Here is a 12,670-nt window from a genome sequence, read left to right as displayed (position 1 = left end):
GGACGGTGGGCGTGGGTCGTCTGACCGGGCTAGTCTGACGTGTCGTGCGCGTCCTGGTGATTGGTTCCGGAGCCCGTGAGCATGCGTTGCTGCTGGCGCTCCGCAAAGACCCCGAGGTAACGGGGCTGGCGATCGCTCCCGGCAACGCCGGCACGGCGCGGCTGGCCGACCAGCACGAGGTCGACATCACCTCGGCCGACGACGTCGTCGCCCTGGCGCGCGAGGTCCGTGCCGACCTGGTGGTCATCGGACCCGAGGTGCCGCTGGTCCTCGGGGTCGCCGATGCGGTACGGGCCGCGGGCATCGTCTGCTTCGGTCCCGGCAAGGACGCCGCCCGCATCGAAGGCTCCAAGGCGTTCGCCAAAGAGGTCATGGCCGCGGCGGGGGTGCGCACCGCGACCAGTGAAATCGTCGACACCCCGGCGCATTTGGACGCCGCCCTGGACCGGTTCGGCCCCCCGGCGGGGGACGCGGCCTGGGTGGTGAAGGACGACCGCCTGGCCGCCGGTAAGGGCGTCGTGGTGACCGCGGATCGCGGTCTCGCACGCGCGCACGCCGCGGGGCTCCTCGAGGCGGGGCACCCGGTTCTGTTGGAGTCCTTCCTGGACGGCCCGGAGGTGTCGCTGTTCTGCGTGGTCGACGGCGAAACCGTGGTGCCTTTGCTGCCCGCACAGGATTTCAAGCGGGTCGGCGACGGCGACAGCGGGCCCAATACCGGCGGGATGGGGGCCTACGCACCGGTGCCGTGGCTTCCCGACGAGATGTATCGCGACGTAATCAGCAACATCGTCGAACCCGTTGCGGCCGAGATGGTTGCGCGGGGCAGCTCGTTCAGCGGACTGCTGTATGCCGGCCTCGCCATCACGGCGAACGGACCGGCGGTGATCGAATTCAATTGCCGCTTCGGCGATCCCGAGACGCAGGCGGTGCTGGCGTTACTGGAATCGCCGCTCGGGCAGCTGTTGTTCTCAGCTGGCAGCGGCACACTGGCCGACTTCGGGGAGTTGCGCTGGCAGGACGGTGCCGCCGTGACGGTGGTGGTGGCGGCGGAGAGCTACCCCGGACGCCCCCGGGTAGGTGACGTCATCGTCGGCTCGGAAGCCGACGGGGTGCTGCACGCCGGAACGGCGCGGCGCGACGACGGCGAGGTCGTCTCATCGGGCGGGCGGGTGTTGTCGGTGGTGGGCACGGGTGCAGACCTGACGGCCGCGCGGACGAAGGCCTACGAGGTGGTGCGTTCAATTCGACTGCCGGGCAGTCATTTCCGCAGCGACATCGCCCTGTTGGCGGCCGACGGCAGGATCCGCGTCTAGAACGCGGCGGCCTGGCCGTCCCGGCGCGGATCGCTGGCCGCGAAGTAGCCGCCCTCGAGACGCCAGATCGCCTGACAGCTGCCGAATTGGTTGTAGTCGTCGACGGCGACCAGATCGTGTCCGCGCCGGCGCAACTCATTCAACGTCGAATCCGGGAAACCCTTTTCGGAGCTGACCTGCGTGCCCTCGACCCAGCGGAACCGCGGGCCGTCGCACGCCGCCTGCGGGTTCTGCCCGTGGTCGGCGATGCGCACCATCACTTGCACGTGGCCCTGTGGCTGCATCATTCCGCCCATCACCCCGAAGCTCATCACCGCGGCACCGTCTTTGGTCACAAATGCCGGGATGATGGTGTGGTACGGGCGTTTGTTCGGGCCCACGGTGTTCGGGTGTCCCGGAGCCGCAACGAAATTCGCACCGCGATTTTGCAGCGAGATTCCGGTGCGCGGCACCACCACGCCCGAACCGAACCCCATGTAGTTCGACTGGATCATCGACACCATCATCCCTGCGGCGTCGGCGGCGGTCAGGTAGACGGTTCCGCCCGGCGGGGTTCCGGCGGACGCCGGCCTGGCTCGTCCGCGGTCGATCAGTGCCGCGCGCTGCTTGAGATATTCCTTGTCCAACAGACGTTCGGGCGCCACCGGCATGTGCTCGATGTCGGAGACGTACGCTTGGGCGTCGGCGAATGCCAGCTTCATCGCTTCGATCTGCAGGTGCACGCTGTCGGCGGAATCCACTGGCAGCGAGGCCATGTCGAAATGTTCGAGGATGCCCAGTGCGATCAGCGCGACGATCCCCTGCCCGTTGGGCGGGATCTCGTGCAACGTGTACCCGCGGTAGCCGGCGTCGACCGTGCCGACCCAGTCGGCACGGTGAGCAGCCAGGTCAGTTGCCCGCATGGCGCCCCCGTTGTTCAGCGCGTGCGCCTCGAGTTCGGCGGCCAGTTCGCCACGGTAGAACGCCTCGCCGTTGGTCGCGGCGATCGACTCGAGCGTGGCAGCATGATCCGGCCAGCTGAATCGCTCGCCGGGTCTGGGCGCTCGCCCGCCGGGCAGGAGCGCCTGGGCAAAGCCGGGCTGTTTCTCAAACAGCGGTACCTGCGCGGCCCACTGTTCTGCGACCGTCGGTGAGACCAGAAACCCGTTGCGGCCGTACGCAATTGCTGGCTCGAACAGCCGCTCAAACGCCAGCTTGCCGAACTTCGCATGCAGTTCGGTCCACGCCGACACCGCGCCCGGCACGGTCACCGAATTCCAGCCGAGAATCGGAACTCCCTTGCCGCCGAAGTATTCCGGTGTCCACGCCGCGGGGGAGCGACCCGAAGCGTTCAGCCCGTGCAGTTGCTTGCCGTCCCATACGATCGCGAAGGCGTCCGAACCGATGCCATTCGATACCGGCTCCACAATTGTCAGGGCGATGGCGGTGGCGATGGCCGCATCCACCGCGCTACCGCCCTGCGCGAGCATCCGCAGGCCCGCCTGGGCGGCAAGCGGTTGCGATGTGCACACAACGTTTTCCGCCAGGATGGGCTTGCGCGGCCAGGCGTACGGGAAGGTCCAGTCGAAAGGTGCCGTCACCTCCGCGAGCGTAACTCGTTACGCCGTCAGCAGCGGTGCCATCCAGGTCAGCTCGGCGGGCAACTGCGAGCTCCAGAATGCCCCGTCGTGCCCACCGGGCGAGAAACCACCGGCGGGCGGATTGGGCAGTTGCGCAATGAACTGCTTTGTCGCGCTGTAAAACGGGTCGCTGTCACCGCAGTCGATCCGGATGGGGATCGAGGCCAGCGCCGGCATGCCGAAGACCGAGTTCGCCGCGAAGTCCTCCGGGCCGTCGAAGGCTCCCGGTGCGGCCGCGCCCGAGGACATCCACAGCGCCGGGCTCACGGCGCAGATCGCGGCGGTGCGGGCGGGTCCCAACCGGCCGCCCAGCAGCAATGCGCCGTAGCCGCCCATCGACCAACCCAGGAACGCCAACCGTGAGGTGTCCAGGTTCTGGTTTCCCAGCATCGGGATCAGCTCGTCGAGCACCATGGCGCCGCTGTCCTCACCGGAAGACCGTTTGTGCCAATAGCCGCCGCCGCCGTCCACGGCGACCACCGCGAAGGGCGGTAGTCCGGCGTCGACGGCCTGTGCGAGACCGTGTTCGACACCGCCCGCCATCACCGTGGACGCGTCACTGCCCTTGCCGTGCAACGCGATCACCGGTCGCAGCGGCTTGGTCTGGCCCGGCGGACGCGCGATCGCCCAATTCGTGTTCACGCCGCCACGGGCGGCGGAGACGAAGGAACCGGTCACCATGGTGGGTGCGGCGGCCGCCGGGGGAGCCGGATCGCGAGGCGGGCTCGGCGGCGGCGCCAACGGCGCCTGGGTGCCGGTCTCCGACACCGGCATGGCGCGAGATGTGCGGGGCTCTAACAGGATGTCGAGCGCGTAGGCGCCCGCCGCCCCCACGGCCGCGCTGGCGCCGAGGCCGAGCAGGGCGCGTCGGCTCAAGTCGGGCATGCGGGCCATTATGCCTTGGCCGTTTGGCCGAAATGGCATCGCAGTACCACTTTGGCTGGCACGATGGCTACTCGTGACAGCAGCGGTTACTCCAAAAGGAGAACGCCGGCGGTATGCGCTCGTCAGTGCCGCCGCCGAGCTGCTGGCCGAGGGCGGGTTCGAAGCGGTGCGGCACCGGGCGGTCGCGCGGCGGGCCGGATTGCCGTTGGCATCCACCACGTATTACTTCTCCTCCCTCGACGATCTGATCGCACGCGCCGTCGAACACATCGCCATGATCGAGGTGGCGCAGTTGCGTTCGCGCGTTGGCGCCTTGTCGCGCCGGCGCCGGGGACCGGAGACCATCGCCGAGGTGCTGGCCGACCTGCTCGTGGGCGACGTGTCCGGCCCGGGCCTTACCGAACAGCTGATCTCGCGCTACGAGCGCCACGTCGCGTGCATCCGTCTGCCCGCACTGCGCGAGACCATGCGTCGCAGCCTGCGCCAGCGCGCGGAGGCGGTGGCCGAGGCCATCGAGCGCTCGGGTCGCTCGGTGCACATCGAGCTGGTGTGCACGCTGATTTGCGCGGTCGACGGCTCGGTGGTGTCGGCCCTGGTGGAGGGCCGGGATCCGCGCGCGGCGGCGCAGGGTGCGGTGGTCGACCTCATCGAGGTGCTCGCCCCTATCGATCAGCGGCCCGTGCAGATCTGACCGAGCCCTCCGCGCGCACCGGATCCACCGGCAGCGACGGCGTCACGATGTATCCGGTTTCGGGGTCGCCGTAGATCGTCACGTCTTTCGGCTTGCGCTGCGCATACAGCGCCACGTAGGCGCAAACGACCGCGTCGACGGGATCTTCGGCGCGCCGCAGCTCGCTTTTGCGCTGCGCGGCCGCGACGGCCCGGCGCAGCGCGATCCACCCGTCGTGCCCGTTCACGTGGAGCGCCACCGGAGCGTGCGCCAGCCGCTCGACGCCGTCCATCAGCAGCAACAGCTCGGATTTGAGTCGCTCGACGGTGCGCCCGGGCTTTGCCTTGTACTTCAGCGTGCGCTCCAGGCGGAACAAGGCGACGGTGGCCGCATGCGGGTAGACCTCGATGGCGCGCCGGGCGGCCGGCGACCGCGGATCGAGATCGAGCCCCAGCGTCGCGGCCAGACGGCCCGCGCGGGGACCGTCGGCGAACTCGGGCTTTCCGGTGTTGCAGGGGTGGGCACCGGCCTCGTATCTGCGGAAATCGCGGTTGAGCGCGGTCTCGGCCGGGCGCTGGCCGGTCGGATTGTTCACCACCAGCGGCGCATCGAAGGCCACTACGCAATCGCCCCAGACATAGGGGTGCAACGCCGCCAGGATCTCGTCGTCGTCGCGCACCGCGCACACGCTCACCAGCACACCGCCGGAGTCCACGACCGCGACGCCGGTCGGGTTACGACCCGCCCACGCAAGGTCGACGCCGGCGAAGTACATCCGCATAGGCTACGAGCGCGACCGTAAGCTGTGTGTTCGTGAGGACCAAGTGAACATTCCGAATGTGCTGGCCACCCGGTACGCCAGTGCCGAGATGGTCGCGATCTGGTCGCCGCAGGCCAAGGTCGTCGCTGAGCGGCGGCTGTGGCTCGCGGTGCTGCGCGCGCAGGCGGAACTGGGCGTTGCGGTGCCTGCCGACGCCATTTCCGACTACGAGCGGGTGCTCGAGGACGTGGACCTGGCCTCCATCGCGGACCGGGAACGGGTGCTGCGCCACGACGTCAAGGCGCGGATCGAGGAGTTCAATGCGCTGGCCGGTCACGAGCACGTGCACAAGGGCATGACCAGTCGCGACCTGACCGAGAACGTGGAGCAACTTCAGATTCGGCGCTCGCTGGAGCTGGTCTTCAGTCACGGCGTGGCCGTTGCCGCGCGGCTCGCCGAGCGGGCCGTGGCCTACCGCGACCTGGTGATGGCCGGACGCAGCCACAACGTCGCCGCGCAGGCGACCACGCTGGGCAAGAGGTTCGCCTCGGCGGCCCAGGAAACGCTGATCGCGTTGACCAGGCTGCGCGAACTGATCGACCGCTATCCGCTGCGCGGCATCAAGGGCCCGATGGGCACCGCGCAGGACATGCTCGACCTGCTGGACGGTGACGCGGCCAAGCTGGCCGAGCTCGAGCGGCGCATAGCCGAATTCTTGGGTTTCGCAACGGTATTGACCAGCGTCGGGCAGGTGTATCCGCGTTCGCTGGACCACGACGTGGTTTCGGCGCTGGTGCAGCTGGGCGCGGGACCGTCGTCGATGGCCCACACCATCCGGCTGATGGCCGGGCATGAACTGGTGACCGAGGGATTCGCGCCCGGACAGGTCGGCTCCTCGGCCATGCCGCACAAGATGAACACGCGTAGCTGCGAGCGGGTCAACGGCCTGCAGGTGGTGCTGCGCGGCTACGCCTCGATGGCAGCCGAACTGGCGGGGGCGCAGTGGAACGAGGGCGACGTGTTCTGCTCGGTAGTGCGCCGAGTAGCGTTGCCGGACAGCTTCTTTGCCATCGATGGGCAGATCGAGACCTTCCTGACGGTGCTCGACGAGTTCGGCGCCTATCCCGCGGTGATCGGCCGCGAGCTGGATCGCTACCTGCCGTTCCTGGCCACCACCAAGGTGTTGATCGCCGCGGTACGCGCCGGCGTGGGGCGCGAGACCGCGCATCACGTGATCCGCGAACACGCGGTGGCCACGGCGCTGGCGATGCGCGAGCGCGGCGCCGAGCCCGACCTGCTGGACCGGCTGGCCGCCGACGAGCGCTTGCCGCTGGACCGGGCCGCGCTGGACGCCGCGCTGGCCGACAAGAAGGCATTCACCGGCGCCGCCGGTGACCAGGTGGACGAGGTGGCGGCGCAGGTGGACGCGCTGGTGAACCGCTACCCGGACGCGGCCAAGTACGCCCCGGGTGCGATCCTGTGACGCTGGCGGGCGCACTCGCCGAGATCGACTTCACCGATCTGGACAACTTCGCCAACGGATTTCCCCACGATCTGTTCGCGATCCATCGTCGTCAGGCGCCGGTGTACTGGCACTCACCGACCGACAACACCCCGGACGGTGAAGGCTTCTGGTCGGTGGCCACCTACGCGGAAACGCTTGAGGTGCTGAAGGATCCGGTGACGTACTCGTCGGTCACGGGCGGCCCGCGGCCGTACGGCGGCACGCTGTTGCAGGACCTGGCGATTGCGGGTCAGGTGCTCAACATGATGGACGATCCGCGGCATTCGCAGATTCGGCGGCTGGTCAGCTCGGGGCTGACGCCGCGGATGATCCGGCTGGTCGAGGACGACCTGCGGACCAGGGCGCGCCGGCTGCTCGACGCGGTGGTGCCGGGCGAGCCGTTCGATTTCCTGGTCGACATCGCCGCCGAATTGCCGATGCAGATGATCTGCATCCTGTTGGGAGTGCCTGAATCCGAACGGCATTGGCTCTTCGAGGCGATCGAACCGCAGTTCGACTTCGGTGGTTCGCGCAAGGCCGCGCTATCGCAGCTCTCCGTCGAGGAGGCCGGGTCGCGGATGTATCAGTACGGTCAGCAGCTGATCGCGTCCAAGCGCGAGCACCCGACCGATGACATGTTGTCGGCCGTGGCGAACGCGATGCTGGATGACGCTGATGGCCACGGCGGATCGGCCCTGTCCGACATGGAGCTCTACCTGTTCTTCAGTCTGTTGTTCAGCGCCGGCGCGGAGACCACCCGCAACGCGGTCGCCGGCGGCCTGCTGGCGTTGGCCCACCATCCGGACCAATTGCAGTCGCTGCGCGGCGATCTCGATGCGCTGCCCACGGCCGTCGAGGAGATGGTGCGGTGGACGTCGCCGTCGCCCTCCAAGCGCCGCACCGCCACCCGCGACGTCACGCTGGCCGGGCAGTCGATCGAGGCGGGGCAGAAGATACAGATCTGGGAAGGCTCGGCAAACCGCGACGCCGGGGTGTTCGCGAACGCCGACGAATTCGATATCTGCCGAAAACCGAATCCGCACCTGGGCTTCGGTCAGGGAGTGCACTATTGCCTGGGTGCGAATCTGGCCCGGCTGGAGCTGCGGGTGTTGTTCGAAGAGCTGCTGTCCCGGTTCGGGGCGGTGCAAGTTGTCCGGCCGGTCGAATGGACGCGCAGCAATCGGCATACCGGCATCCGGCATCTCGTCGTGGAGCTCCGCGAGCAACCGTGACGATCCGGTTCGCTGATGTCGAGCCCTCACCCGATGTGTTCGCCGCGGTGATGGCAACGGGAATCTTGTCGATCGGCGCACGCAATCACGGCTACCGATTGATCAGCGACACGATGGGTGTCATCGCCACCCTCGGCCTGGTGCTGCTGCTCGCCCTGGTCGTCGCGAAGGCCTGTGTGCCCGGCCAGAGGTTGTGCTGGGACCTCACCGATCCCGACGTCACCCTGCGACTCATCACTTTCGTGGCAGCGTGTGCGGTGATCGACACTCGCTTGTCGTCGAACGTATGGGTGGCGCGGATACTTGGCGGGGTCGGCCTGGCGTCCTGGCTGATACTGATCCTGTTCAGCGCGCGAAACATGTTGGCGCACCGGTGGACAGAGCTGCGCGACCGCGCACACGGGGCCTGGCAGTTGGGCAGCGTGGGAACCTCCGGTTTGGCGATCGTGATCGCCCGCGCGGCTCGTCACACCGGTCATCACTGGTGGCTCGCGGTGGCCGTGGCCGGATGGGTCGCGGCGCTGTGCATCTACGGCCTGATGACGTGGCTGACCATGTGGCGCGTCGTGAACGAACGGCAGGACCGGGACGGCTTCGAACCCGATACCTGGATCCTGATGGGAGGCATGGCGATTGCGACGCTGGCCGGTGACAACATCCACGCCGTGGCTCCCGCCTGGCTGGCCGGACCCGTGCGTGCGGTCACCATCGTCACCTGGGTGACGGCCACGTTGTGGATACCGCCGCTGATCTATTTCGCGTTGCACCGCATCAGGCGTCACCCCAACATGCTGCGCTTCGCCGGTGTGTGGTGGGCGTTTGTGTTCCCGCTGGGCATGTATTCGGCGGCCAGCTTCGCGATGGCCCTCGAGATCAATCAGCCGTCGCTGTTCACCGTTTCGCTGGTCTTCTTCTGGGATGCGCTGGCCGCGTGGCTCACTGTGGTCGTCGCCGGGCTGCTGCTGTTATCGCGGCGGTTGCTGCTCACTCCCGCGAATCGCGATACCGGCCGACCGTAGTTCGAGCGCGGCGAGGGCCCCGATGGTGGCCGGGTCTTCACGTCGCCATCCGCCGACCGGATCCGCGCTGACGGCGATCAACTTCCGCGGCGGACGGTTGGTCAGCGCGCGCAGCGCAAGCAGTTGCGCGCCGGCCGGGGTTGCGGCCAGAGCGGTCACCGTCAACTTGCGCCGAAAGAATCGCAGCCGCAGAAACAACCACGGCAGCACCGCGACGAGGATTGGCACCGCGACAACCGCCATCGCCAGCAGCACTGCGAGCCAACTCGCCGCGATGTCCAGGTCGTGGCCCGCGCCCGCGATGTCCAGCGCGGCTTGGCTGGCCGAGTTGAGCGGCTTGCTGACCGTGTCGCCCACGACCGGAATGTGCTGGGCGCCGTGGCCGGCTGACGCGAGGTTGCCGGCGATGCCGTGCGCGCCGCTCTCGACCTGCCGGCCGGCGTCGGCGATCGTCGCGATGGCGTCGTAGACCGCCAGCCCGACGAGTAGCCACAGGACCGTCCACAGGACGACGGCGAGGTCGCTGAACAGCTGAGCCGCCAGCCGGCCGGGCCTGGTGGAGTAGGGCAGAAACCGCGATGTCATAGCCCCGATCCCAGCACAAAGCCCGTTTGCGGGTGCCCGATAGGCTGACCGGATGCCTGCACTGTCCGACTACCAGCATCTGGCCAGCGGCAAGGTCCGCGAGCTGTATCGCGTCGACGACGAGCACCTGCTGCTCGTCGCCACCGACCGGATCTCGGCGTACGACTTCGTCCTGGACAGCACCATTCCGGACAAGGGCCGCATCCTCACCGCGATGAGCGTCTTCTTCTTCGGACTCGTCTCGGAGCTTGCCCAAGCCCCCAACCACTTGGCCGGGCCGCCGGATGATCCACGCATTCCCGACGAGGTCCTGGGCCGCGCGCTGGTGGTGCGCCAGCTGGAAATGCTTCCGGTCGAATGCGTGGCGCGCGGCTACCTGACCGGCTCCGGATTGCTGGACTACCAGGCGACCGGAAAGGTCTGCGGCATCCCCCTGCCGCCGGGACTGGTTGAAGCCAGCAGATTCGCCCAACCCCTGTTCACCCCCGCGACGAAAGCCGCACTGGGCGACCACGACGAGAACATTCCGTTCGCACGGGTGATCGAGATGGTCGGTCCCGTGCCCGCCAATCAACTCCGCGACCGCACACTGCAAATCTATGTTCAGGCCGCCGATCACGCGCTGAGGAAGGGAATCATCATCGCCGACACCAAGTTCGAGTTCGGCGCCGACCGAGACGGCAACCTGCTGCTGGCCGATGAAATCTTCACCCCGGATTCGTCCCGCTACTGGCCGGCCGACGAGTACCAGGAGGGCGTCGTCCAGAACAGCTTCGACAAACAGTTCGTCCGCAACTGGCTGACCGGCCCCGAGTCGGGCTGGGACCGCCACGGCTCACAACCGCCGCCACCGCTGCCCGAGCACATCATCGATGCCACCCGGGATCGGTACATCGAAGCCTACGAACGCATTTCCGGCCTGAGCTTCGACGACTGGATCGGTCCCACCGCATGACCGACGTGCACCTGGACGGGTCGCTGCCCCCTGTCGCCAAGCGAGTGGAGAGTCGGCGCGAACATCACGGCGACGTCTTCATCGACCCGTATGAGTGGCTGCGCGAAAAAACCGACCCCGAAGTCATCGCCCACCTCGAGGCGGAGAACGCCTACGTCGATCGGATGACCGAGCACCTGGGGCCGCTGCGGCAGCAGATTTTCGACGAGATCAAGGCGCGCACCAAGGAGACGGATCTGTCGGTGCCGACCCGCAAGGGCGAGTGGTGGTACTACGCGCGCACCTATGAGGGAAAGCAATACCGCGTCCAATGCCGTTGTCCGATCAGGGGATCCGGCGATTGGGATCCGCCGACCCTGGACGAGAACACCGAGATCCCGGGCGAGCAGATCCTGCTCGATTCCAATGCCGAAGCCGAGGGTCACGAGTTCTTCTCCCTGGGCGCCGCAACGGTGAGCTTGGACGGGAACCTGCTGGCGTACTCGGTCGATACTCTCGGTGATGAGCGATACACGTTGCGGTTCAAAGACTTACGAACCGGAGAACTGTTTTCCGACGAGATCGCCGACATCGGGGCCGGTGCGACGTGGGCCGCCGACAACCACACCGTGTATTACCTGACCCTCGACGACGCCCATCGCCCCGACAAGGTGTGGCGGTATCGGGTGGGCGCCGGTGCCGAACCCGAGCTGGTGTATCACGAAGCGGACGAAAAGTATTGGCTTGGCGTGGGGCTCACCCGCAGCGAGGCCTACGTCTTCATCGCCTCGGGATCCTCGATCACCTCGGAGTATCGCTACGCCGACGCCGCCGATCCGCACGGCCAGTTCACCGTCGTGCTACCGCGTCGCGAAGGCGTCGAGTACTCGGTCGAGCACGCGGTCGTCGGCGGACAGGACCGGTTCTTGATCCTGCACAACGACGGCGCGGTCAACTTCACCCTCACCGAGGCGCCGGTCAGCGATCCGGCACGGCAGCGCACCCTGATCCCGCACCGCGACGACGTCCGGCTCGACGGGGTCGACGCTTTCGCCGGTCTCCTGGTCGTCAGCTATCGGCGCGAGGCACTGCCCCGGATGCAGCTGTGGCCCATCAATGCCGACGGCACATACGCACAGCCCGAGGAGATTTCGTTCGATTCCGAGCTGATGACGGCAGGTCCGGCCGGCAATCCCAATTGGGCGGCGCCCAAGCTGCGGATCAGGGCGGGTTCGCTGGTGGTTCCGGCTCGGGTCTACGACATCGACCTCGCGACCGGTGAACGCACCTTGCTGCGCGAGCAGCCCGTGCTCGGCGACTACCGGACCGGCGACTATGTGGAACGGCGTGACTGGGCGGTCGCCGATGACGGCACCCGCATCCCGGTGTCCATCGTGCACCGCGCGGACGTCGAGTTCCCGGCACCGGCTTTGCTTTACGGCTACGGCGCTTATGAGCTGTGCACCGACCCCAGCTTTTCCATCGCCCGGCTGTCGCTGCTGGACCGCGGCATGGTGTTCGCCATCGCCCACGTGCGTGGCGGCGGTGAGATGGGCCGGCTGTGGTACGAGCACGGCAAGCTTTTGGAGAAGAAGAACACTTTCACCGACTTCGTTGCGGTCGCAGAGCATTTGGTGCAGGGCGGCGTCACCCGGGCGCGTCAGCTGGTGGCGCTGGGGGGCAGCGCCGGCGGTTTGTTGATGGGGGCGGTGGCCAATCTGGCCCCGGAGCTTTTCGCCGGCATTCTCGCGCAGGTCCCGTTCGTCGACCCGCTGACCACCATCCTGGATCCTTCGTTGCCGCTGACCGTCACCGAATGGGACGAATGGGGAAACCCCTTGGCGGACAAGGACGTCTACGCCTACATGAAGTCCTATTCGCCGTATGAGAATGTCGAGACCAAACGGTATCCCGCGATTCTTGCGATGACGTCGCTGAACGATACGAGGGTCTACTACGTGGAGCCGGCCAAGTGGGTTGCGGCGCTGCGCCACGCCAACGGTGACGGTAATCCGGTCCTGTTGAAGACTCAGATGAACGCCGGGCACGGTGGCGTCAGCGGCCGCTACAAGGGCTGGGAGGAAACCGCCTTCCAGTACGCGTGGCTATTGGCCGCCGCCCAGGCCGTGTCCTGGTGAGGCACCCAACC

General features: G+C 67.5%; 11 protein-coding genes. 7 read left to right on the top strand and 4 right to left on the bottom strand.

What is annotated here, in order from left to right; all coding sequences use genetic code 11:
- Window positions 1-44 precede the first annotated feature (44 nt).
- On the top strand, window positions 45-1,313 hold the full coding sequence (gene purD, locus AC5Y7E_RS16080) for a phosphoribosylamine--glycine ligase (protein ID WP_499949735.1): 1,269 nt from the start codon (window positions 45-47) through the stop codon (window positions 1,311-1,313).
- Here the strand turns inward: purD and AC5Y7E_RS16075 are convergent.
- Window positions 1,310-2,893: a gamma-glutamyltransferase family protein gene (locus AC5Y7E_RS16075; RefSeq protein ID WP_499949733.1), complete on the bottom strand. Its 1,584-nt coding sequence runs from the start codon at window positions 2,891-2,893 to the stop codon at window positions 1,310-1,312. The genes purD and AC5Y7E_RS16075 overlap by 4 nt on opposite strands.
- Before the next feature lie 18 nt (window positions 2,894-2,911).
- The gene (locus tag AC5Y7E_RS16070) at window positions 2,912-3,829 is read right to left on the bottom strand and encodes an alpha/beta hydrolase (protein WP_499949780.1); all 918 of its coding nucleotides are present in this window, start codon (window positions 3,827-3,829) and stop codon (window positions 2,912-2,914) included.
- A 61-nt stretch (window positions 3,830-3,890) separates the two neighbouring features.
- Here AC5Y7E_RS16070 and AC5Y7E_RS16065 point away from each other — a divergent pair, with 61 nt between their 5' ends.
- Window positions 3,891-4,508 carry a TetR/AcrR family transcriptional regulator gene (locus AC5Y7E_RS16065; RefSeq protein WP_499918946.1) on the top strand — a complete coding sequence of 206 codons (618 nt, stop codon included), beginning with the start codon at window positions 3,891-3,893 and terminating at the stop codon, window positions 4,506-4,508.
- Here the strand turns inward: AC5Y7E_RS16065 and AC5Y7E_RS16060 are convergent.
- Entirely contained in the window at window positions 4,480-5,262 is a 783-nt protein-coding gene (locus tag AC5Y7E_RS16060) for a DUF429 domain-containing protein (RefSeq protein WP_499949732.1), read from the bottom strand. The two genes, AC5Y7E_RS16065 and AC5Y7E_RS16060, sit on opposite strands and share 29 nt — an antisense overlap.
- Before the next feature lie 49 nt (window positions 5,263-5,311).
- Between AC5Y7E_RS16060 and purB the strand changes: the two genes are divergently transcribed.
- From purB to AC5Y7E_RS16045, 3 genes are read left to right on the top strand one after another with little or no spacing between them, the layout of a single operon-like run.
- Complete coding sequence (gene purB / locus AC5Y7E_RS16055) at window positions 5,312-6,730, top strand: adenylosuccinate lyase (protein ID WP_499949731.1); 1,419 nt, start codon at window positions 5,312-5,314, stop codon at window positions 6,728-6,730.
- Entirely contained in the window at window positions 6,727-7,983 is a 1,257-nt protein-coding gene (locus tag AC5Y7E_RS16050; protein WP_499949730.1) for a cytochrome P450, read from the top strand. Before purB ends, AC5Y7E_RS16050 begins: the two co-directional genes overlap by 4 nt.
- Window positions 7,980-9,002: a tellurite resistance/C4-dicarboxylate transporter family protein gene (locus AC5Y7E_RS16045; protein WP_499949728.1), complete on the top strand. Its 1,023-nt coding sequence runs from the start codon at window positions 7,980-7,982 to the stop codon at window positions 9,000-9,002. Before AC5Y7E_RS16050 ends, AC5Y7E_RS16045 begins: the two co-directional genes overlap by 4 nt.
- Here AC5Y7E_RS16045 and AC5Y7E_RS16040 read toward each other — a convergent pair.
- Window positions 8,949-9,587 carry a hypothetical protein gene (locus tag AC5Y7E_RS16040; protein ID WP_499918938.1) on the bottom strand — a complete coding sequence of 213 codons (639 nt, stop codon included), beginning with the start codon at window positions 9,585-9,587 and terminating at the stop codon, window positions 8,949-8,951. The genes AC5Y7E_RS16045 and AC5Y7E_RS16040 overlap by 54 nt on opposite strands.
- 52 nt (window positions 9,588-9,639) lie before the next feature.
- Here AC5Y7E_RS16040 and AC5Y7E_RS16035 point away from each other — a divergent pair, with 52 nt between their 5' ends.
- Window positions 9,640-10,542 (top strand): phosphoribosylaminoimidazolesuccinocarboxamide synthase, encoded by a 903-nt coding sequence (locus AC5Y7E_RS16035; protein ID WP_499918936.1) that lies wholly within the window; start codon window positions 9,640-9,642, stop codon window positions 10,540-10,542.
- Window positions 10,539-12,659 (top strand): S9 family peptidase, encoded by a 2,121-nt coding sequence (locus tag AC5Y7E_RS16030; RefSeq protein ID WP_499949727.1) that lies wholly within the window; start codon window positions 10,539-10,541, stop codon window positions 12,657-12,659. The genes AC5Y7E_RS16035 and AC5Y7E_RS16030 overlap by 4 nt, the downstream gene beginning before the upstream one ends.
- Window positions 12,660-12,670 lie beyond the last annotated feature (11 nt).

The organism is Mycobacterium sp. NGS17 (genome assembly GCF_059813205.1).
This window is presented reverse-complemented; position numbering and strand designations above follow the sequence as displayed.